This is a genomic window from Halobaculum sp. MBLA0143 (assembly GCF_041361465.1).
Taxonomy (GTDB): domain Archaea; phylum Halobacteriota; class Halobacteria; order Halobacteriales; family Haloferacaceae; genus JAHENP01.
The window spans coordinates 310,465-332,357 of sequence record NZ_JBGKAC010000002.1 but is presented as its reverse complement, the minus strand read 5'-3'; the positions used below and the strand labels follow the sequence as shown (position 1 = coordinate 332,357).

General features: G+C 64.7%; 19 protein-coding genes. 13 read left to right on the top strand and 6 right to left on the bottom strand.

From position 1 onward, the window contains the following. Window positions 1-78: 78 nt before the first annotated feature. Both RYH79_RS16895 and RYH79_RS16890 read right to left on the bottom strand, forming a co-directional pair. Window positions 79-798: a hypothetical protein gene (locus tag RYH79_RS16895; protein WP_370901507.1), complete on the bottom strand. Its 720-nt coding sequence runs from the start codon at window positions 796-798 to the stop codon at window positions 79-81. Window positions 799-954: 156 nt separating this feature from the next. Continuing rightward, complete coding sequence (locus RYH79_RS16890) at window positions 955-2,379, bottom strand: SMC family protein (protein ID WP_370901505.1); 1,425 nt, start codon at window positions 2,377-2,379, stop codon at window positions 955-957. A 612-nt stretch (window positions 2,380-2,991) separates the two neighbouring features. Here RYH79_RS16890 and RYH79_RS16885 point away from each other — a divergent pair. Beyond that, complete coding sequence (locus RYH79_RS16885) at window positions 2,992-3,771, top strand: hypothetical protein (protein WP_370901503.1); 780 nt, start codon at window positions 2,992-2,994, stop codon at window positions 3,769-3,771. 330 nt (window positions 3,772-4,101) lie between these two features. Further along, the gene (locus tag RYH79_RS16880) at window positions 4,102-4,563 is read left to right on the top strand and encodes a zinc ribbon domain-containing protein (protein ID WP_370901501.1); all 462 of its coding nucleotides are present in this window, start codon (window positions 4,102-4,104) and stop codon (window positions 4,561-4,563) included. A 4-nt stretch (window positions 4,564-4,567) separates the two neighbouring features. Here RYH79_RS16880 and RYH79_RS16875 read toward each other — a convergent pair whose 3' ends face one another. Next, the gene (locus RYH79_RS16875; protein ID WP_370901499.1) at window positions 4,568-5,440 is read right to left on the bottom strand and encodes a double zinc ribbon domain-containing protein; all 873 of its coding nucleotides are present in this window, start codon (window positions 5,438-5,440) and stop codon (window positions 4,568-4,570) included. After that, the gene (locus RYH79_RS16870; RefSeq protein ID WP_370901497.1) at window positions 5,437-6,798 is read right to left on the bottom strand and encodes a DUF4112 domain-containing protein; all 1,362 of its coding nucleotides are present in this window, start codon (window positions 6,796-6,798) and stop codon (window positions 5,437-5,439) included. Before RYH79_RS16870 ends, RYH79_RS16875 begins: the two co-directional genes overlap by 4 nt. 127 nt (window positions 6,799-6,925) lie before the next feature. Here RYH79_RS16870 and RYH79_RS16865 point away from each other — a divergent pair, with 127 nt between their 5' ends. The 7 genes from RYH79_RS16865 (at window position 6,926) to RYH79_RS16835 (ending at window position 14,973) form a co-directional block, all read left to right on the top strand. Then, entirely contained in the window at window positions 6,926-8,020 is a 1,095-nt protein-coding gene (locus RYH79_RS16865; RefSeq protein WP_370901495.1) for an ABC transporter ATP-binding protein, read from the top strand. Next, window positions 8,017-8,826: an ABC transporter permease gene (locus RYH79_RS16860; RefSeq protein ID WP_370901493.1), complete on the top strand. Its 810-nt coding sequence runs from the start codon at window positions 8,017-8,019 to the stop codon at window positions 8,824-8,826. Before RYH79_RS16865 ends, RYH79_RS16860 begins: the two co-directional genes overlap by 4 nt. A 117-nt stretch (window positions 8,827-8,943) precedes the next feature. Further along, window positions 8,944-9,471 (top strand): ferritin-like domain-containing protein, encoded by a 528-nt coding sequence (locus tag RYH79_RS16855; RefSeq protein ID WP_370901491.1) that lies wholly within the window; start codon window positions 8,944-8,946, stop codon window positions 9,469-9,471. Next, entirely contained in the window at window positions 9,468-10,085 is a 618-nt protein-coding gene (locus tag RYH79_RS16850) for a metal-dependent transcriptional regulator (protein WP_370901489.1), read from the top strand. Before RYH79_RS16855 ends, RYH79_RS16850 begins: the two co-directional genes overlap by 4 nt. Window positions 10,086-10,177: 92 nt before the next feature. After that, window positions 10,178-11,386, top strand: a complete 1,209-nt coding sequence (locus RYH79_RS16845) for a putative manganese transporter (RefSeq protein ID WP_370901487.1) — start codon at window positions 10,178-10,180, stop codon at window positions 11,384-11,386. A gap of 179 nt (window positions 11,387-11,565) precedes the next feature. Next, window positions 11,566-12,717 carry an acyl-CoA dehydrogenase family protein gene (locus RYH79_RS16840; protein ID WP_370901485.1) on the top strand — a complete coding sequence of 384 codons (1,152 nt, stop codon included), beginning with the start codon at window positions 11,566-11,568 and terminating at the stop codon, window positions 12,715-12,717. A 150-nt stretch (window positions 12,718-12,867) separates the two neighbouring features. Beyond that, window positions 12,868-14,973, top strand: coding sequence for an HsdM family class I SAM-dependent methyltransferase (locus RYH79_RS16835; RefSeq protein WP_370901483.1), 2,106 nt, complete (start codon window positions 12,868-12,870; stop codon window positions 14,971-14,973). Between the two features lie 7 nt (window positions 14,974-14,980). On the opposite strand, the gene RYH79_RS16830 is transcribed toward RYH79_RS16835, so the two are convergent. Continuing rightward, on the bottom strand, window positions 14,981-15,724 hold the full coding sequence (locus tag RYH79_RS16830; RefSeq protein WP_370901481.1) for a M48 family metallopeptidase: 744 nt from the start codon (window positions 15,722-15,724) through the stop codon (window positions 14,981-14,983). A 55-nt stretch (window positions 15,725-15,779) separates the two neighbouring features. Between RYH79_RS16830 and RYH79_RS16825 the strand changes: the two genes are divergently transcribed. The 4 genes from RYH79_RS16825 (at window position 15,780) to RYH79_RS16810 (ending at window position 21,119) form a co-directional block, all read left to right on the top strand. Then, window positions 15,780-18,185: a sensor histidine kinase gene (locus tag RYH79_RS16825; protein WP_370901479.1), complete on the top strand. Its 2,406-nt coding sequence runs from the start codon at window positions 15,780-15,782 to the stop codon at window positions 18,183-18,185. Then, on the top strand, window positions 18,178-19,218 hold the full coding sequence (locus RYH79_RS16820; RefSeq protein WP_370901477.1) for a hypothetical protein: 1,041 nt from the start codon (window positions 18,178-18,180) through the stop codon (window positions 19,216-19,218). The genes RYH79_RS16825 and RYH79_RS16820 overlap by 8 nt, the downstream gene beginning before the upstream one ends. 4 nt (window positions 19,219-19,222) lie before the next feature. Further along, complete coding sequence (locus tag RYH79_RS16815; protein ID WP_370901475.1) at window positions 19,223-20,065, top strand: hypothetical protein; 843 nt, start codon at window positions 19,223-19,225, stop codon at window positions 20,063-20,065. Between the two features lie 262 nt (window positions 20,066-20,327). Beyond that, entirely contained in the window at window positions 20,328-21,119 is a 792-nt protein-coding gene (locus tag RYH79_RS16810; RefSeq protein ID WP_370901473.1) for a hypothetical protein, read from the top strand. A 28-nt stretch (window positions 21,120-21,147) separates the two neighbouring features. Here the strand turns inward: RYH79_RS16810 and RYH79_RS16805 are convergent, their stop codons facing one another. After that, window positions 21,148-21,819, bottom strand: coding sequence for a cupin domain-containing protein (locus RYH79_RS16805; RefSeq protein WP_370901472.1), 672 nt, complete (start codon window positions 21,817-21,819; stop codon window positions 21,148-21,150). Window positions 21,820-21,893: the final 74 nt, after the last annotated feature.

Sequence of the window (21,893 nt, the reverse complement as noted above, 5' to 3'; positions counted from 1 at the left end):
ACGGGCCGGTGGTGAGACGGGCGGTTACGGAGCGCGGGCGTCTCGGTCGCCGTCGGCGAGCGACGCCGTCGGTGAGCCCTACAGCAGCGCCCGCACGATCACCTCGTCGCGGTAGACGAACAGCGCCCGACGGAACGCCTCCGAGAACCCCTCCGTGGTCGCCACCGCGTCGTCGTCCGTCGCGCCCGGCGTCAGCAGTGCCCGGAGTTCGTCGGCGGTGACCGTCCAGCCGCCGTCGCCGCCGGCCGGAAGCGACCCGTCGTCGTCCGCTTCGACACGCTGGAGCGACAGTCGGAGATCACCGTCGTGCTCCACACCGTCGGCCGTCTCGTACGCCAGCCGGTCGTACTGGTCGCCGTCGCCGACGGACACGGCACCGGCGGGTGCCGGCTCTTTGACCCCTGGGTCCCGGCCGACTACCTCCGTGTCGGCCTCGTCGTCGGAGACGGACGACACGTCGGTGGGTGCGGGCTCTTTGACCCCTGGGTCCCGGCCGACCACCTGGGGGTCGATCTCCCCGTCGACGAACGACCGGCGTACGAACGAGTCGTCCGCGGGGCCGAACGTGGACTCCTCGACGGACTCCAGCAGGGAGACGAACCGGTCCCACTCGAACGTGTGGTCGAACGACTCGCCGTCGCCGGCGGCGTAGAATCGGACGGTCGGGCCGTCGCCGTCGTCCGTCACCTCGATTCCTCGCTCCAGTTCGCGGTCGCCGTCCGTACGGGTGTACCGCGCCGTCTGCGTGCTCTCTTCGTCGGTCGCTCCGGGGTTGACTTCTGTGTTCGTGTCTTGCATCACTACACCAACTGAAACAGGGGAGATACAAGTGCTTTCTCGCGTGTCACGCGACCTGGGACGAGCTCTCGGACCAATACACACTGACGGTGAGGGGGTAGTGAGCAGATCTGAACAGTAGAGAACGGGTAGCGAGATGCACTCCGACTCAGATCGTCATTCGGATTCGTCGTCCTCCATTCGGTCCGTATCGTCCAGCGTCCACTGTACGTCGCTCTGCTCTAGCCGCACACACTGTTCGTCGGGCACTCGGTCGCGGACGCTCGGATCAGAGGACGTGAAGATGTACTGTCGTTCGTCGTCTTCGAGAACAAACGACAGGACCTCGGGACGAACATCGTCGTCGAAGTGAGTGAACGGCTCGTCCACGACGAGCGTGTCTAATCCAGCACGCTCCGAGTCCACGGTCTCGTTCACCGCAACAGCGAACGCCAAGTTCAGAACGTGTCTCTCAGACGTACTCAGGTCCTCCGAGCTGTAAGTTCGGTCGGAATCGCCACCAACACGGATTCCTTCCTGTGTGATGTCGAGGCTGCGGCGGATCGACTCCGTCATCTCCTCCAGAACCCGACGCCACGTCTCAGTGAACGTCTCAACACCCCGTCGTGCCTCTCCTTCGAGTTGGCCGATGGTGTCTCTTATCTCGTCGATGTCGCTCTGAACTTCTCGCTGGCGTTCGGCGAGCCTGTCGCGTTGCTCGGAGAGCGATTCGAGTTCGTCTCTGAGGTTGGAGAGTCTGTCCTCGGCCTCGTCGCGAGCCTCACGGGCGTCACGGACGACAGCCGACAGCTCACGGTCGTGATCTTCGAGACGGCGGCGAACGTTCTCGTCGAACGCGGACAGTTCGGGCTGTTGTTCACGGACGACCTCGATCTCCTCGTCCAGCTCGTCACGTTTCTCCTTCAGTTCGTTTTTCTCTGACTGGACACCTTCGATCTCGCTCTCGGCAGCCCGTTTCGCTTGGTCGAACTGCTCGCGGTAGTCTTCTATCGAATTCTCCTGGGCACAGAGCGGGCAACGATCGTCTTCAATCCGGTCCCGAGCATCCTCTCTGGAGACGGTTTCGTCACAGATCGGGCACGACTCACTCTGCTCGACTGACCGGGCGACCTGGTCGATTGGATCGATCAGTTTACTCTGAAGTTCTTCCTCACGATTTTTCGCGTCGTCGAGTTCCTCCTGAACCTCCTGGCGCCTTGCCAGGAGGTCGTCCAGTTCGTCTGCTGCCTCCTCCTGTTGTTCGAGGGCGTTTCTGATTGTCTCCAGTTCTCCCGTGGTGTCGAGTCTGAGAACGTTCTGTGCTTCGTCGCGGTCGGTCTCGGCCGTGTCGATCCGCTCGTTCGTCTCTTCGATCCTCGACTCGACCTCTCTCCTCTCGTCGGTGACCTCCTCCTGCCGATTTTTGCACTCTTGAAGTTCCGCCTGCTGCTGTGCGATACGACCCTGGAGGTCGGGGACAGTGACGGACCGGACGACATCCAGTATTTCGTCCGTCTCGAGCTTCGAGAGTGGGAGTTCGCTCGTCTCGGAGTGGAGAAAGTACGTCTGGAGAATTGGACGATTCCCGAGCACTTCGTCCATCCGAGCCCTGACGTTCTCCGAGTCGGTATCGTGACGGTCCGTGGTGAAGGTGGTTGCGGGAACGCCGCGGTGGAGGTGGCTCCCGTCGGTGAACCCGATACCCACCGACGCTCCGTTTCCAGGTCGGACTGTCATCGGTTCTTCAAGTACGGCGTGTGAAAGTGCACAGAACGTCACTGTCTTGCCAGTCACGTTCGAGCCGTACAGCAGGGTCGTCGCTCCATCGAGTGGTGTCTCCAAGCCGGGATACTCGTCGTTCCGCGAGTACTCCGATACGTTGATTCGCTTGATTTCCATGTTGTGTCGAGGTGTTCTCCAAATGGTCGAACCTACGGTACTGGCCGCCAGGAGGTTGTCTCCTTTCTGTGTCTATTCAGTGAACTTCCACTTACCCAATTCGAGCAACTCCTATATAAACATCTAGGAGACGAGCACCGGCTACAGTCGGGAGGTTGTCCATATGCGTCGGCGCTCCGGCCACCGCTACACCGCTACGTATTCGTGTCCGAGCGCCCGTGGCGGTAGATAGTCACGCCAGTGTGACAGCACTGCGGACGGTGCCCGGCACACACGCGTCACCGCCGCTTGCCCTCGTTGGCGGGAGCGACAACGATGAGTGATCGGTCGCGGCTCGCGGCGGTCGTCTGGCTCGTCTTAGTGTCACAGGTGTTGCTGTACCCCGGGATCACGGAGACGGTGGCCGCGCTGGGGGGTGACAGCGGACTGTTGGCGAGCGCGTGGTTCCTGATCGCGGAGTTCGGCGCGTTCGTCGTCTGTGCGGTCGCCTGGGGCGTCGTGAGCGACGCCGTCGACGTCCGGACGCCGTTGGTCGTCGCGGGCGCCGTCGGCGGGGCGGCGACGTACCTCCTCGTCGCCGTCGCGCCGGTGCTGGGGCTCCCGTTCGGCGCCGTCCTGCTCGTCCGGGTGGTCGGCGGTGCGTTCACCGTCGGCGCGTTCTCGCTGGCGATCACGATGCTGATGGACCTGAGCGGCGGACACGGGCGGAACATGGACGCGGCCGGCACCGCAGTCGGGCTCGGAGCGGCGCTGGGCTCCGTCGCCGGCGGCGGGTTGGCCCATGTCGACCCGTTGGCGCCGCTGTACGGCGGCGCCGCGCTGTTGACGCTCGCGGTCGGGCTGGCGGCGACCGTCTCCGACCACGCGGCCGGCGGCGGGCTCTTCGTCGGGACCGTCACGGCTCGGGTGCGGTCGGAGCCACGACTGTTCGTCCCGTTCGCGTTCGGCTACGTCGACCGACTCACCGCCGGCATCTCCCATGTGACAAGCCATCCGAGTTCCCACGGTACTTACTATGACCCAGCAACGGGGGAAGTGGACAACAGTTGCGAGCGACCAGAGATATCGTTGAATTTGAGTTTGACGAAGAGATAAGCATGCGTGCGCTGGGTGACCGGCTCGGAAACGACAATAAATTGACTAGCACTGAAGAAGAGTGATTTAATCATCAAGTCGAGTTCGAAGTTACGTCGTCGTTCGAATTTGTCACTCACTTTCTCACTGAGAACGAGTCCTTCCAGAGTATCTCGAACTGATTGACCAGCATGTCGACGCGTACAGAGAAAAAGAAACAGTCGTTCGAGAACCGAATTGAAGGCGGTCTGTAGACGGTTCCGACGGTGATAACACTCCTCCTCATCTCTCACTCCCGAATCCGCCGGAGGGGAAAGTTTGATACGCCGAGCGACTACTCAGTCTGGCAACATGTCACGGGAGGCGGGAGAGGGAGAGGTGTACTGTGTCGAGTGTGGGAACGTCGTCTCCGAGCGCGCGGAGATCTGTCCGGACTGTGGCGTGCGACAGCCGGTCGACACCGGGCGTGGCGGGCGGGGTCACGGCGGCGGTGCGGCGGGAGGCGCCGCGACGGCGGGGGGTGGGCGCGGCCAGGCCGCCGGCGGTCGACAAGGCGGTGCCGCGACGGTCGAGAGTCGGGAGCGACGCGGCCAGCGTCAGCGCGAGGACGTGGGGCTGATCTTCGCGCACGTCGACGCACAGAGACGGAAGCGTCTGTTACGGAACCTCGTCGACCTGGTGTTGGCGTTCTCCTCCGTCGGGTTCTACCTCGGGCTGATGCTCGTGGAGGGGATGCGTCACTACTACAAGCTCAAGCGCGGCCACCGCGAGCCGTTCGACTCCGAGCGACACACGAAGACCTGGTTCGTCTGAGGCGTCAGCGACGACCGCCGCGACTGTCGGACGCCTCCCGGGCGGCGTTGGGGACGCCACACGAGGGACACACCTCCGCGCGGCGCGGCATCGTCTCCCCGCAGTCGCGGCAGTAGACGGTGTCGGTGTCGTCGCCGGCGTCCCCGTGGGCGGCGTTGGGGACGCCGCACGACGGGCACACCTCCGCGCGACGCGACATCGCCGTCCCGCAGTCCCGACAGTGAACGGGGTCGTCCGAGTCGTCTGTGGGCGTGCTCGTCTCGTCTGCCCGCGACGACGCCGTCTCGCCTGTCGTCGACGCTCGCTCGGTCGTCTCACTTGTCGTCGACGCTCGCTCGGTCGTCCCTTCTGGTCGCCCCCTCTCTCGTCCGTCGCCGCCACTGGCCTGTGCGGCGTGGGCCCGGACGAGGTCGACGAGCCGGTCGTGTCGCTCGCGGCCGCTGCCGCGGTTCCGGTTGCCGTGACCCAACTGGACGACGAGCGACCCGCGGACGGTGCGGGTGTCGATCCGGACGGCGAACGTCTCCGTCACTCCCGGAAGCTCGGAGCCGTCCCACGACAGCAGTTCGGCGTCGGCGACGCTCGCGTACGGCACGGTGATCGTCTCGTCGCGGGAACGGGCCTCGGAGAGTCCGAACCGCTGGGGGTCGAACGCGCCGGCGAACAGCCGACGCAGCACCGACCCGGAGTGGTCGTCGATCGCGCCGGCGTAGCCGCTCGTCAGCGCGCCGCCGCCGGCGCCACAGACGAGCCGGTCGTCGGCGACGAACAACCGCCCCTCGACGAGTTCGCCGGGCTGTCGTTCTGGGCGCTCCGTGACCGTGAAGTACGCCGGCGTGTCCGTCTCCGGATCGACGCCCGAACCACGCCGGCTCAAAGCAAGCTCACCACCGCGAGGAACGTCAGTATCGACGGGGAAAACAGGATCAGGACGAACACCCAGTTGGTCGAGCCGTCGAGGTTCCCCCGTTGGGCTCGGAGGTACCCCACGTTCTGGACGTTCGCGGACCAGTACGCCCCGACGAAGTCACCCAACACCGGGACGACGGACACCGCGAACTCCACGAACAGGACGAACGACATCTTCATCAGCGTCCACGTGGACGCCCCGAGCCGCAGACCGTGGTAGACGAGCGACAGCGCGACGAGGAACATCACCCCGTCGCCGGCGCCGGGCAGCAGCCCGACGATGCTGGAGACGCCGATTCGGACGTTCGTCCCCGGAATCCGGAACTCTCGATCCAGCCACACCGCACGGCTCTCCAGTTCGTCGAGTCGTTCGTCCACCCGGACGGTCTCCGCGAACGCCTCACGGGCCGTCGCTGGCGACGGCGTGTCTGCCGCCGCCGGCGTCGCCGCAGCGGCCGTTCCCGGGGTCGTCGCCGTCCCGTCCGTCTCTGTTCGTGAGCCCCCAGTCGACTCGGGGGTGGCGGTGTCGGCGCTCGTGGTGGCGTCGTCGGCACCGGTGCTGGAGCCGGCGGTCGTCCTCTCGTCGTCCGCGGGCGTCGTCTCGTCTGGCCGGCGTGCTCCCGTCCGCCCGGTCTCGTCCGTGCCGTCGGTGTCGTCGGACGGCCCCGTCGACTGGTCTCGTGTCGACTCGTCCGTCGCCGAGGCGCTGGTCGACGAGGCCTCCGTCGTCGACTCCTGGGACGAGGTACTGTCCGTCGACTCCCGTGACGACACACCACCCGTCGACTCCCGTGACGACACACCACCCGTCGACTCCCGTGACGTGTCCGTCGTGGACCCGGATCGATTGCGGTCGGACCCCGTCGAGTCCAGTTCCCGTCGGTCGGGGGTGTCTCCGCCGCCGGTCCAGGGGTCGCTGTCGCCGCCGTCGTCGCCCCAGTCGTCCGCGTCGGCCCCGAAGGCGTCCGTCGCTCCGGCCGTGTCGCTCGGTTCACTCGTCCCTGTCGTGTCGGTCGGGTCGGACCCCGTTGCGAACGCGTCCGTCACGGTTCCACCGGGGAGGTCGACCGACACGCCGTCGCGGGCGACGACGACCGTCACGTCGCTCGGGTCCGTCCCGCGGGGGACCGTCGTGACGCTCCGATCGTCGTCCGCGTCCACCCGCAGGTCGAACCCCCCTCTGGGTGCCCCCTGCCAGACGAACACGGTCCCGGGGTCGAGACGGCGCGTCGTCGACGCCCCCCCGGCGTCGAGGTCGACTCGCTGAGTCACGTCCGTTCGATTTTCCACGCGGATGCCCTCACGGGCACCGCCGGCGCTGTCCATACCCAGGTCGTTTGCTGGACGGGGCTAAAACGTACCGACGGCGGCGAGACGAACGTCCGCGAAACACTGTCGCGCGACTGGAAACACACGACCCCCGTTTATTCCACGTCGTGACAGAGAGCTACGTATGCCTGGTCCCCCGGCGATCCAGACGAACGACCTCACGAAGCGGTTCGGCGACGTGACGGCCGTCGACGAAGTGAACCTCCGCGTCGAACGCGGCGAGGTGTTCGGCTTCCTCGGACCGAACGGCGCGGGTAAGTCGACGACGATCAACGTCCTGTTGGACTTCGTCACCCCGACCGCGGGGTCGGCGGAGGTGCTCGGCCACGACGTCCACGCGGACCGCGAGGCGGTCCACCAGCGAATCGGCGTCGTCCCCGAGGACTACGGTCTCTACGACCGACTCAGCGGTCGCCGCCACCTGGAGTTCGCGGTCGAGCTGAAGAACGCGAACGACGACCCTGCGAGACTGTTGGACCGGGTCGGTCTCTCGCCGTCGGACGCAGACCGTCCGGCGGGGGAGTACTCCACCGGGATGGCCCAGCGGCTGGCGCTCGGGATCGCACTCGTCGGCGACCCCGACCTGTTGATCCTGGACGAGCCGACGAGCGGACTCGACCCGAACGGTGCCCGAGAGCTCCGGGAACTCGTGCGCTCGGAGGCGGACAGCGGGACGACGGTGTTCTTCTCCTCGCACGTCCTGGCGCAGGTCAGAGCGGTCGCAGACCGGGTCGGGATCGCGAACGAGGGGGAGCTCGTCGCGGTCGACACGGTCGACGGGCTGCGGTCGGAGCTGGGTGTCGGCGCGCGTGTGACGCTGACGCTCGCGGACGGCGAGAACGCAGGCGACGGCGTCGGAGGCGTCGAGACGGAGCGGCTCCGGGAGCGGTTCGCCGACGACGGGGAGATCACGGACGTAGAGACGAGCGGCGGCGAGGTCAGAGCCACGTGTCTGGAGCCGGCGGCGAAGCTCCGGTTCGTCGACGGCGTGCGTGAGACGGCGACGGCGACCGACCTCCAGGTCAGTGAGTCGTCGCTGGAGGACCTGTTCGCCAGCTACACCGGCGCAGACGGGCCGGAGACGGTTCGGACGGACGCCGACGATGCCGACGAGGCAACGACGGCAGCGAACCGACAGACCGCGACCGCCGCCGTGGGCGAGACGGGGACGGACCCGGCGACGGACGGCGCGGACGCGACGACGGAGGTGGACGGATGAACGGGCGTGCGGTCGCCATCGCACGGAAGGACGTCGCCGACGCCGGGCGGTCGTGGGCGCTGTGGGCGGTCGTCGGGGCGTTGGTGTTGTTCACCGGCGGGACGGCGGCGTTGTTCGGCGTCGCCGCCGACGCGGAGCCGGGGCAGGTGATCGGGGTGGTCGCACAGCTGTCGGCGACCGTCTTCCCCATCGTGGCGTTGTTCGTCGCCAAGGGGTCGATCACCAGTGAACGGGAGTCGGGGTCGCTCCGGACGCTCCTCGCCTTACCGCCCTCGCGGCGGGAGGTGGTGATCGGGAAGTTCCTCGGTCGGACGGCGCTCGTGACGCTGGCGACGCTCGCTGGGGTTACGGTGACCGCAGTGGCGCTCTTCACCACCGGTAACGGCGTCGGCCCGGGGCTGTTCGTCCCGTTCGCCGTCGCGGTGTGGGCGATCGCCGTCGGGTTCGTCGCCGTCGGGATCGGGATCTCCGCGGCCGTCCCCACCGACGGCTGGGCGACCGGTGTCACCGTCGGGACGTTCCTCGTGACGGTCGTCCTGTGGTCGCCGCTGACGCAGGGTGTCACCTGGCTCACGGCGGAGCTCGGACTGGCGAGCAGCCGCGCCGAGGCGTGGTGGATCGATCTGTTCGGCATGCTCGTGCCGAACGAGGCCGCCGTCGCCGTCTTGGAGGCGAGCCACGCCGGGCGAGTGTTCGCTACCGACCCGCTCGCGTCCGTGTACCTCCCGGGTGCGATCTTACTCCTCTGGACGATCCTCCCGGTCGCCGTCGGCTACACACGGTTCCGCGGTGCCGACTTGGGGTAGTCGACGGTGACACCCGTCTGTGGGAATCGGCAGTCGGTCGAGCCGAGTCGACGGGTCGCCAGCGGTCGTCGTGTGCCAAACGGTCGCTTAGGTCTGTGACAGCCCAACTGTAAGTCGATGTCACAAGAGTTCGAGACCGAGACGACGACACGAGCGGAGACTGCCGGCGGCGACGAGAGGGAGACCACGGCCGCCGAGACGGAGGTAATCTCGCTGCTCCAACGGGCGTACCTCGGTGAGCTGTCGACCGTCGTCGACTACCAGACGAACGCGGTTGTTCTCGACGGCCTCTTGGCGCAGGAGGTAGTCGAGAGCCTCCAAGCTGACGTAACGGAGGAGTTGGAACACGCCCGATTGATCGCCGAGCGGCTGTCAGAGCTGGGTGCTCGGCCGCCGTCGTCGGCGGAGTTCACTGCCGGCCCGGAGTCGCTGCGTCCGCCCGAGGACTCGACCGACGTGGCGTCCGTCGTTCGGGGCGTCCTCGACGACGAGGAGGCCGCAATCGAGACGTACCGTGACCTCGTCGCGGCCGCCCGTGACGCAGACGACCCGGTGACGGAGGACCTCGCCGTCAGGCTCCTGGGCGAAGAGGAGAGCCACCGCGAGGAGTTCAGCGGGTTCGCACGCGAGTTCGACGAGTCGTGACCGGCGGCGAGGCGACTCCCGACGACGACCGTGCGCGTGTCACGGACGGGGATCGATCGTACGTGGCCGACGGCGATCGGTCGTGTGTCGCGGACGGCGACGCCGTGGAGATCGTGTCGGTCGAGCCAGCGGCCCCGACGGATGCCGTCGACGACCCGGAGACGGGAGAGCCAGTCGTCTCTGCGGCCGGTGGGCGCCACCTCCGGGCCGTGTTTCTCTCGTCGGTGTGTGACGAGTCGCCGGTCGGGACGACGGTGCTCGCCGACCGACTGGGTGTCGCGCCCGCGACCGTCACCGAGCGGGTGACGACGCTCGCCGACCGCGGGCTGCTCGTCCGGGAGCCGTACGTCGGTGTGGAGCTGACCGACCGCGGAGAACGGATCGCCCGCACGACACAGTGGCGTCAGTGTGTCGTTGAGCGCTTCTTCGAGGCGACCGCCGGCGTTCGACTCCCTCCACGCCAAGCCTACCGCGTCGGCGTCGCTCTCCCGACCGACGCGGTCCGTCGGCTCCACACCCGACTCCACGACGACGGCGCGGACGACCCGCCGACGGACTACTGCGAGGTCGAGAGCCCCGAGGACTGCCGGCGGATCGACTGCGCGCTCGGCTGAGGAGACGGCGACGAATCCCGGACGCGACGGCAGTCTCGCCGGCTCTTGAGGAACCTACGACGCTTTTTTAGGCTAGCCTAAAAAGTGCGCTCGTGAGTGATCACGGTTCGACGCTGGTGAGCGTAGTGGTCGACGGGTGGACGGCAGTGGGTGTGTTCGTCGTCGTGTCGGTCGCGGCGGCGGGAGTCGTCTCCCGGACCGTCTCCCGAGAGACGCTGGCGGCGGCGACGAGCCGTCGTGGAGTCGGCCCAGTCGTGGGCGCGCTCGTCGGACTCGTCCCGGGCTGTGGCGGTGCGGTCGCGGTGGCGACGCTGTACGGTCGCTCTGCGGTCGGGCTCGGCACGGTCGTGGCGGCGCTGGCGGCGACTGCCGGCGACGCCGTCTTCGTCCTGCTGGCCGTTGCCCCCGGTGCCGCGCTCGCGGTCTCCGTGATCGCGTTCCCGACGGCGATCGTCACCGGCGTCACCGTCGACGCGCTCGCCCCCGGCATCGACCGTGTCGAGCGGGCGCTGAGCCGGCGTGATCCCGTCGCCGACGGCGGTGCGGAGCCCGAGCGCGGCGGTGACGACAGCCGAGAGAGGGTCGTCGCGGACGACGGCTGTGTCGTCGCGGACGATCAGGAGTGTGTCGTCACCGACAGCCGGCAGTGTGCCGTCGATCATCAGTGTTACGTCCCCGACGGGCCGGACGGAGCCGAGTCTCCGGTCGTCGCCGCGCTGTTGGCGGTCTGGTACCTCGCGGTCGGGGTCGGACTCGTCGCCGGCGTCGCCGGACTCGTCGGCGTGTCCGGTGTCGTGCCGGAGCCAGTCGTCGTCTCCGTCGCTGTCATCGGGGTCGGCGGTGCCGTCGCGGCGACGCTCGCACCCGACACCGTCGCCGTCGGCGGTCGGTGGCGACCACTGGCCCGGACGGCTCGAACCGCGTCGCCGACGGTCGTCTGGGCGGTCGGTGGCCTCGCCATCGTCGGACTACTCCCAGGAGTCACCCGTCACGCTGTCGGGGCCGTCGCCGGCGACGGCGCGCTGGCTCCCGTCGCCGGCGGACTGTTCGGGCTGCTCCCGGGGTGTGGGCCACACGTGGCGTTCGCCGCCGCCTATGGCGAGGGTGCCGTCTCCTTCTCGGCGCTCGTCGCCGTCACGGTCGCACAGGACGGCGACGCCATCTTCCCGTTGGTCGCCGTCGACCGCGTCGCCGCGGTGCTGGCGACCGTGTACACGACCGTACCGGCGATCGTCGCCGGGGCTGCGGTTCACGCCTTGGGAGCCGTCTGTGGCGTTCCCGTCTCTGGGTCAGTGGGGTGACTACGTGGGGCGAGCGGAGCAGTCTCGGAACTCGGGGCTCGTCACAGCGGGAAGGAAACCCACCACGGAATCGAGACACGGCTTGCCGCCACACGAGTACGTCTGGGGACACGACGCCAGGCCACCGACGACCCGTGCCGTCGAAACACACAGTACTGTCGAGTCCGTGATAGAACGTGATGGATCTACTGTCGAAGCGGGTCGTTCCGGAGTCGGCACACGAGGCGAAACGACGGGCGCGGGCGTTCGCAGACGAGACGGTGCGGCCGGCGGCGGCCGAACACGACGCCAGCGGTGAGTATCCGGCGGCGGTCGTGACGGCCGCTCAAGACGAGCGGCTGGCGGGTCAGTACGTCCCCGAGACGTACGGCGGCGAGGGGTGGACACTCGCCGATCGGCTGGCGGTCGTCGAGGAGCTGTTCCGTGCGGACGGGGGGATCGGACTCGCCGTCCAACTCGTCGACTTCGGCGCGAAGGTGGTGACGATGTACGGGACGGAGTCGCAGCAGGATCGACTCCTCCCGCCGGTCGCGGCCGGCGACGAGATCACGGGGCTGGCGGCGACGGAGCCCCGCGGCGGCTCCGACCTCGCCCGGATGGGGACGACCGCGCGCCGCGACGGCGACGAGTACGTCCTGGACGGTGAGAAGTACTGGACCAGCAACGGTGTCGTCGCCGACTGGATCGTCGTGTACGCCCGGACCGGCGAGGCCGACGGCCACGACAGCTACTCGTTGTTCGTCGTCCCGACGGACGACCCCGGCTACGAGGCGGAGCCGATCACCGGCAAGATGGGGCTACGCGCCAGCCAACAGGCTCGGGTCGAACTCGACGGCGTCCGGGTGCCCGTCGACAACCGACTCGGCGAGCCGGGCTCGGGGTTCTACAACCTCGCGCAGTTCTTCAACTACGGGCGAATCGCCGTCGCCGGCCACGGTATCGGTCTCGCCGCGGCCGCCATCGAGGAGGCGTGGGCGTACGTCCACGACCGCGAACTGTACGACGCCAGCGTCGCCGACAACCAGACCGTCCAACACCGCCTCGTCGAGATGCGCGAGCAGTTCGAGGCCGCGCGGGCGCTGACCTGGACCGCGTGTGAACGGGTCGCCGCCGGCGACGACCCCGCCTTCTGGGCGAGTCTGGCGAAGGCTCGCGCCACCCGGACGGCGGAGACGGTCGCCCGCGAGGCCGCACAGCTCCACGGCGGTGAAGGCCTCCGGATGGAGACGCGCGCCAACCGCGTGTTCCGGGACGCGAAGTACCCCAGCGTGTACGAGGGACCGAACGCGGTTCAACGGGATATCGCGTACGGGCACTGGCCCGAGGAGTAGGCGGGAGCGGGGACGTGGGGCGGGCTTATCGACGGTGGCCTTCTTCGGAGACGACGCGGCAAAGCACCCAATCAGTGTATAGTTCGACACTGACGAACCGCTTGGCATATAACCGAACCCGCCGAACCGGGCACAGTCGGAAACCAACGAATGAGTGATGTCGACAAGCTCCGTCACGCTGTCGAGGATGTCGGTTACGGCTTCGAAGAGCGACTCCAATCCGCGGCAACTGTCGACACCGAAGCCGTGCTCGACAGGCTCGGTCTCGAAGAGGCCAACAGTCCCGACGAGACAGTGTCTGTCCTCTGTGCGTTCAACCTCCTGTTGAAGTCGACGCTCTACCGCCGTCACCGCGAAGAGTTCGAAAGTCTGGATCCGCTCGAAGACCCGAAAGAAATCGTGTCGGACTTCAGAGCAGCGGCTTCACAGACTGGCGACGACGGGCTCGACCCGTGGAAACTGGACGAACTTGCGATGCACCTCGACACAGAGGCGTTCGAGCGACTGCTGGACTCTCGGGACGAACTCGTCGACGCCGCCGATCCGACGCGGCTGATCGGCGAACTGTTCGAGCGACTCGTCGTCCAATCGGCCCGTCGCCGGCAGGGACAGTTCTACACCTCCAGCACAGTGAGCGAGCTGATGGCGAGGTGGGCAGTTCGCGACGGAGACGACACGATTCTCGACCCCGGCGTCGGTACTGGCGTCCTCTCTGCGAGCGCGTTCGAGGCAAAGCGTCGCCAGGGCGGGAAGCGGGCGTCAGTTGAGGATCTCTACGGGGTTGACCTGAGCCCGTTGGCGGTGACGATGGCTGCGACCGGGCTGAAGCTCGACGACGGGGTCGGTGCGCCCAATCTGGAAGTAACGGACTTCATGGACGCCTGCCCCCGTGGCAGTGAGACGACAATCGGACAGCAGGACCCCGTCGCGCTTCCGGAGGTCGACGCGATCGTCTCGAATCCGCCGTACTCTCGGAGTGGAGCGCTCGACGACGACCGGAAGCGGTTCAACCGGATCGTCGACGCCAGGGCGGGGCTGTCGGTCACGGAACACACTCCGTTGTACGTCTACTTCTTCGCTCACGCGACCCAGTTCCTGCGCGAACAGGGTCGGATGACGTTCCTGACGCCCGCTCGATTCTGTGACACGAACTACGGCGAACGGCTGCGGTCGTTCCTCCTCGAACAGTTCCACGTCCGAGGGGTGATTTTCCTTGAGTCTGGTCTCGAAGCTTTCGACGGTGCACGGGTCACGCCGTGTGTCACCCTGTTGGAACGCGATCCGGGAGAGACGACCGCGCCGACAACGTTCCTCAGCGTCGAACACGAGGCAGAGCCGGCGACGATTCTCGACTGTCTCGAAGCCGAGCCGTCGGGACCGACGGCGTTCGGGTACGCGAGGACACTCGAACAGGCAGAGCTAGAGGCCGACGAAGACTGGCGGAACTACGTCCGTCCGGACTCGTTGGACTCGCTCCCGGAACTCCGGTCGTTCGGGGAAATTGCCGACATCAAGCGCGGGATTGCGACCGGGATGAACGACTTCTTCTGTCTGACTCGGGCGGATGTCGAAGCGTACGGGCTCGACGAGGAGTATCTAGTTCGGACTCTCCGCCGGACGGACGGGATGGAGGCGCTTCGGGTCGACGAGGATCACTGGGAGCGACGGCGCGACGCTGGCGAGACAGTCTGGTTACTCTACTGTTACGACGAAGACGGCAACCCAGTCGATCGAGACGCCGACGATGCGCTGGCGGCGTATCTTGACCGTGGTGAGGAACTCGGCGCGAGAGACACCCACCTCGCGGGCTCTCGTAGTCCGTGGTACGCCGTCGACCGCCGGGACCCGCCGGACATCCTGGCGACGTACATGAGCAAGTCCGGCTTCGACTTCTTTGTGAACGAGGCCGACGTTCGGACGCTGAACAACCTCCACAACGTCTACCTCCACGACGGCGACGCAGACGCAGCCAGAGCGGTCCTCGCGTACCTGAACAGCACCGTCGCGGACCGGGTCACACGACACCTGAGCCGGAAGTATGCCGACGACCTCGGGAAACTCGAAATCTCCGACCTGGAGGATGTACCCGTGATCGACCCCGCGCACCTGACCGAGAGTCAGGTCGAAACGTTGTCGTCCGCGTTCGAGCAGCTGTGTGACAGCATCGCCGCGGGGGAAGATGTCGAAGCGGCCCGAGAAGAACTCGACGCGGTTGTCGAAGACGCACTCGACAGGCTCCCCTCGCTCGCGGCCTAACGTGGCGTCACCACTCGGCGAGGATCTCTCCCCACACCTCGTTCCGTCCGAGTGCCGCCGCGAACCCCTCCAGTTCTGTGGATCGCTGGCGCGGGTCGTCGACGACCGTCTCGACGAGCGACCAGAACGCGGCGTCGTGTGAAGTGTTGACCGAGTGTGCGAGTTCGTGGGCGACGAGATACCGGACGTATCCCAACGGGAGGAAGCCACACCGGACGTTGAACGAGAGTGTTCCGGTCGTGGAGTAGCTCGCCCACTTCGTCGCCTGGTTACGGATCTGAACCGTCTCGTAGTCACCGTCGAGCTTCGGAGCGACCCGGTCGGCCATCGACACGACGGTATCACGGAGTCGACTGGCGAGCCTGTTCTTCAGGAACGCGAGTGGACTCCGCCCCGTCGGCGCCGAGACGGTGATCCTGCCGGAGTCGACTGTGAGGTCGTACTGGCCCTCGCGCGTCTCGAAGTCGAACGTGTACCCCCAGACGACGAGGCCAGTCGTGAGGTCGCCGAACTGGCGCTCGACGCGACCGAGCCGTTCGTGTTGGCGTTCGTACTGTCGCTCGATCCAGTCCCGGTTCGCTTCGAGAACGTCGTCGACGGGCGGAGCGTCTCTGTCCGGGAGCGTGACACGGACGGCACCGTCGGGTGTGAGCCTGAGCCGTGGGTCGTCGCTGTCGCCGTGCTGGACGACACACGGCACACGCCGTTCGTCGGACGTGGTGAACGTCGCGTCCGCACGGTCGTCTCTCACGTCCGCATCTGTCCCCACACACTTTTAATAGTTTAGCGCCGAAATTCACATCTAGATGCCCGACAGTCCTGAAGAGGTTACGTTTACTGTCGATAGCCGACTGCTAGAGGAATTAGGGGAGAACCTCGTCACGCGGAACCACGTCGCGCTCGCAGAACTCGTGAAGAACGCCTACGACGCGGACGCGACGGAGGTTGATCTGATCTTTGAGAACGCGCGCGAAGGCGACGAAGACAGCAGAATCATCGTGAGAGACGATGGAACCGGGATGACGACCGACGATATCCGAGACGGCTGGATGCGAGTTGCGACTACGGATAAGCTCCAGAACCCACGGACCGAGAAGTACGGCAGAAAGAAGGCTGGTGACAAGGGAATCGGGCGGTTCGCTGTTCGCCGGCTGGCAGACGAACTGTACCTCACGTCGGTGTCGAAGGACCCTGTGACCGACCAATACCAGCGGATTCGGATGAACTTCGACTGGGAGAGGTTTGAGCGACAACTTGACCTCGACGAGATTCCAGTTCGAATTGAGGTGGAGCGACTAAACTCGACAGCAGATGTCGAGGCCGGGACGACACTAGAACTCGTTGACCTCCGGGACGAGTGGAACAAACGCCATTTCAACACGCTTCGACGGAATATCGTCACGCTCTCGCTCGTTGAGTCGGCAAATCGGGACAGCTACGAGCCGGATCCAGGGTTCGACATCAACTTTGACGCTCCGGAGTTCGACGCCGCAGATGCGAGTCTTCTAGAACAGGTCCACGACGCCAGTTGGGGGACGCTCACCGGACAGATCAGTAACGGAATGGTGTCTGTGAACCTCGAAGCAAAGAAGATTGGCGAGCGAAACTACGAATTTTCGTTCGATACGGACGGGCTAGATGGGACGGCGTTCAAGATCTCTTGGCCGCCAGAAGAGCGGAAACACCTTCGTGACACTGGAACGCTGAGCTTAGAGCGGATCGGTGATATTCGAGATGAGTACGCCGGTGTTCGAGTGTATAAAGACGGATTCCGCGTCCACTCGTACGGTGGACCAGAAGACGATTGGTTGGGACTCGATGAGAAAGTTGCAGCACGGAAGCGTAATCCGGATAAAAAGTTTCATGAGCTAAAAAGTGAAACAGAGTACCACAGAGACTTTAGTAACATTTTAACTATACATCCAAGAAACAACCAACTTATCGGTCGGGTGAACGTTTCACCGGAGTCGGTTCTCGAAATGCAGGCAAACCGTGAGGAGTTCACTGCCGAGGGAGATGGCTTCAAGAACCTGAAGCAAGCTGTCCGGCTCTCTATCGAGTGGATGGTGCTTCAGTACAGTAACTACAAGCACAAGCTAAAGATGGAAGAAGTAGAGGAGGCGAAAGAGGAGTTCGAGAAGAGTGCCGGATCAGACTCTGATGACGAAGAGGCTGGAATCGATCAGTTCACTGATTCGTCTGACGACGGTTCGGACACGACATCCTCCGAGGAGGAGGTCGTCGACGCTGCGATGAATTTCCTCGAAAAGACAGCCTCCACAGTAGCCGAAAGCGGTGGATCCGCCTCTACCGCGGACGGTGAAAGAGACGGGACAGATCAAAGCGATGGGGAGGAAGAAGGGGAGAGCAGCAGCACGGCCAGCACAGTCGACACGGACACCGTCGAGAAAGCGACAGACGTGATCCGTAGTTCTCTCCAGCAAAAAGACGGCAAGATCGACTTCTTCCGGTCGGCGTTCTCAGTGAATCAAGTCGTGTTCTCGCTGTCTCACGAACTCCGGAACATGACACACGAACTGAGCCAGAACGCGGTTCGGATCGAGAACAACCTCAACGACCTTCCACAGGAGCAGCGCGATGAGTTTAGGGAAATTTCCGAGTCGATGCAGGAGGTTCAGGGGCGACTGAAACAGCACATGGACCTGTTCGGGACGTTCGCGGGAGTCGCCGACGATCAAGAGCAGTCGGCGGTCACGCTCGCCGACGCGACCGACCAGATCGTAGATGCTGTCTCGTACATCTGCGAGTTCTACGGCATCGAAGTCGAGGTGTCCGTTCCCAGCCTACTCCAGACACCACCGATGTACGACTCGGAGGTGTCCTCAATCTTGATCAACCTCGTCACGAACTCGATCAAAGCAATCGCAGCAACGGGGAACAACGCCGGTCGGATCGAGGTCCGTGGAGAGAAGATCGACGACGGCGTCGCAATCCGTGTCCTTGACGATGGAATCGGGATCTCGGACGATGTCGCCGACAGGGTGACGGAGCCACTCGTCTCCGACCCCTCTGGGGAGATGTACGACAGTCTCCAAGACAACATGCCGGAGGAACTCGTAGATCAGTTGGGTAACGGGAGCGGATTAGGCCTTCACATCGTTAATAATATATCTTCGAAATACGGAGGTACAGTAAGATTCCCAGAGATGAACGGTTGGAGTACTTGTGTCGAGGTGACACTTCGTGAGTGAGGTATACACTGCGTGGTGGATTGACGACGATCCAGACCGTGAAGAGTCGGCAGAGGTATTTGAGGAGGGTAGTAATCGGCTCGTGGTCAAGTTCGAGAGAGCCTCCGAGGTAGCTGAAAAACTGTGGTTCGAATCAGAGTCGACTGATGGTGAAGACAGAACGACGAGCGCGAACGGGGCAGCTCGTGTCTCAGACGAGAGTGTCGATATCATCCTACTAGACTGGAAACTCTACGAGGACGGTCGCTTCGGTGGAACCGGGAAGTCGATTGTCGGAGTCCTCCGGGAGGAGTTCTCCGAGACTCCAGTGTATGGGCTCAGTTCACAACCGGATTTCATTGACGAGTCGGTGTTCGACGACACGTTCGATGTGGACAGGCTCGTCGGTGCGGCAGAACAAGTTGTCTCTGACATCGACGACTACCGACGAATCGAAGCGAACGGCGAGTCCATCGAGACACTCGTGGGCTGCCTGAATCCACCAGAGACCGACACTCAGCAACTGGAGCGACTCGTCCCACGTAAGTTCACCGGTGGACTAACCGACGCAGACACCGAGACTGGAGTAGAGTTCGCGGGGTGGGTGCGTGACGACCTTCTTCCCCGCCCAGGACTTCTCCTCAACAGAACGTGGACAGCGACAAAGCTCGGCGTTGAGCAAAATGTACTCGATGATCGGGAACACGTCCTCACCGACGCAGACGTGGAGAATCAGACGTACAGCGGCGTGTTCGAGCCGTCGGAGACGCTGTGGTGGAAGTCGAAGCTGATCGACACGTTGGTCGATGTCGATATTGAGGAAGGAGGGAGTGGCCAGTTCACCAATACCTGGGAGAAAGGTGCGGAACTGTTAGACGCAGATGCCGAGGAACGGTCAACGTGTGTCGTGTGTAATGAATCGTTCCCCGAGACGGTAGCGGCGGCGACCGCCGGTGAGGAGTATGCACAACACCCGGTCCACTTCCGTTGTAGCGACGTGTACAAGTCCCGAATGGGCGCGTACGCAGACTTCCGGGTTGCGAACAAACTGTGAGAATATGAGTAACGACAGTTCAAGTCAAAAAACCAGGATTGTTGATCAGGTCCCTGATCCGAGTGACTTCGGAACTCAGCTGTTAGACGCAGTCAGATACTTATCTTACCAAGATAACACTGCTCTCAGCTACCCCAGTGGAAAGAATCCGCTTGAACAACAACGAGCTTTGTTAGACAGAATCGACTTCGAAGGCGATTGGCAGTTTGAACTTGACCCGCCGTGGGAGGTTGTACTCGGCGAGGTAGACGACAGCCGTGACGAAACGGGGGTTCAGCGTCCGGACTTCGAGAACGCTAGAGGGTATGCTCAGATTTCTGGCGAGGTCAGGGTTGCCGACGGTGAATTTGAGCAGTACAGTTTCAGCCTTTGTCTTCTTAGCCAGGAGAGGACAGAGCGGAGGTCCGCCTCAAGCACCGACGACGAGGCGTGCCCCTGTTGCTGGAACGGTACGGACCGACGTTGGCGAGTAGCAAGGCGACTTCACTTCGACATCGATGTAGGTAAGAATGATGACGAGCCGAAGCCGATGGCACATCTCCAAGTCGGTGGGGAGACGCCGCGGACAAGTATCAATTACACCGAAGAGGAGTACCACTACTGCGATAGTCCTCTCGACAAGCCACGAATCCCGTTTCCCCCGACAGATCCTGTCATACTCCTTAACATGCTCATACAACAGTACCCAGGGATTAGTTCGGCTGACGGTGAGTCTTGGCGGGGGAAAGTCAGGGAATCCGAGAAAGTTCTTCGTAAGGACTACGACAAATTCGTTGGAGGTGTGTACAGTCGTGAATCCCGAGATACCCTGTTGAGTTACCTGTCGAACGGCGAGAAGAGTGTCTGACCTAAATGGAGTCTGATACGGAGACAGTCCAGTAACGGGATTTGGCCGCGTAACTTTTATATAAAATCACAACTATAACTCAACACAACGCAGACAATACGACTCCGGCCGAACGGCGTCTACTCCCGAGTCTGTTGCCGCTCGCAGCCATGAGCGGGTTAGCGGGTTGTGCCAGCGACGACGTTCCCGGGGCGGAGACACCGACGATACATCGGCGAGCCACCACACCGACCCATGTGCGTTGACGGTGACAAACACCTGGATGCCGACCACAAGTCCGACACCCACGCCGACGGCGACACCGCGTCGGTACGACCCGCTCACGAGGACGGGCGGGCTCCCGATTCAGGAGACGGCGGGACTCCCGGCAGAGCCACAGTCGAGTGGGATCACGGGCGACGACGAGGTACACGAGTTGGCGAACCGCGCGACGTTCGACTCCAACTCGAGGACCCACCTGGAGGTGGACGGCGCGCTCGTCGGCGACGGTCGTCTGGGCATGAACGCGGCGAGTGCGTTCCGGACGTACTGGCGGGCGCCGGAGACGGGGACGTACCGACTGTCGGCGGCCTACTGGGGCAACGGCGGCTACGAGTACGCTCCGAGAGCGACGGACGGCCGCGACTACGCCCTGTGTTCGGAGACGAACCTGGCGGTCTTCGACGGCGACCGCGCGGTGGCACACGAGACACACCCGGACCTCCAGCACCGCACCGGCGGGCCCGGGGCGAGTGTGGCCGAACAGTTGTTAGAGTTTCTGGCGTACCGCCTCGTCGCACCTTACCTCGGCTTAGTCGGCGGACTGATCGCTCGTGTTCTGATCGACTGGGCAATCGATCTAGAGCCACGTGACCCGACAGAGGGAGGATTCCTCGGGGATCCGTTCGACCCGACACGGATCACGACCGAGTTCGACGCCATCGCCGGTCGGGTGTACCGACTCCAGGTCACACCGTCCGTTGGGTTCGCCGGCCGGTCGACGATCGACTGGCACACGGCTGCGCGGGTGGAGTCTGTCTACCGGTTGGAGGAACTGTCGATCCAGACGGTATGAGACACTGTCGTGACACGCGCACACCCCCTCAGATCGACGGCTGTTCGACGTGTGCCCGCCAGAACGCCGGCGTCCGGTACTCGGCGTAGGCGGCGCGGTAGCCCGCCGCGCGCCCCAGCGGCGCGAGCAGGTCGGTAGCGAGGCCGGTGACTCCACCGTCTGCGGCGGTGAACACCGTGTTGTCGGCGAGTCGGTCGGCGATCACGGCCTGTTGGAGCGGGTGCTCCGGGTCGCGGTCGTCGTCGTGGGCCAGCCCGCCGAGCGTCGGCAACACGTCTCGGAGCCGCCCGGGGGTGTCGATCTCCGTGACGACGAGCACGCGGTCGTCCGTGTCGGCACGGAAGGAGTGTTCGACGCCGGTGGCGACGGTCTCCGTCTCGCCGGCGGTGACGACCCGGTCCCGACCGTCCAGTTCGAGCGTGAGTTCGCCGCGTTCGACGGAGAAGCGCTCGCGGCTCTGCGTGTGGTAGTGTGGCGGCGGCCCGCCGTACCCCCCGCCGACGACGGAGACGGTTCGGACGGTGTCGCCGTCGGCCGCGACCGGCACGCCCCAGACCGATCGTGTCGGGTGTGACTGGATCGGGCCGACCCGCTCGCGGATCCGGTCGGCCAGCCAGGAGCCCGGCTCCACCTCGAACCCCGTCCCGGGAATCGGGTCGCCGTCGCCGTCGAGTGTGCGGCCCGTAGTGATCGTGGACACGACCGACGTACGGACGGCGACAGTGTGAAAGCTCCGAATCGACGGCGGCACGCCCGCGGGAGCACACCGACGCT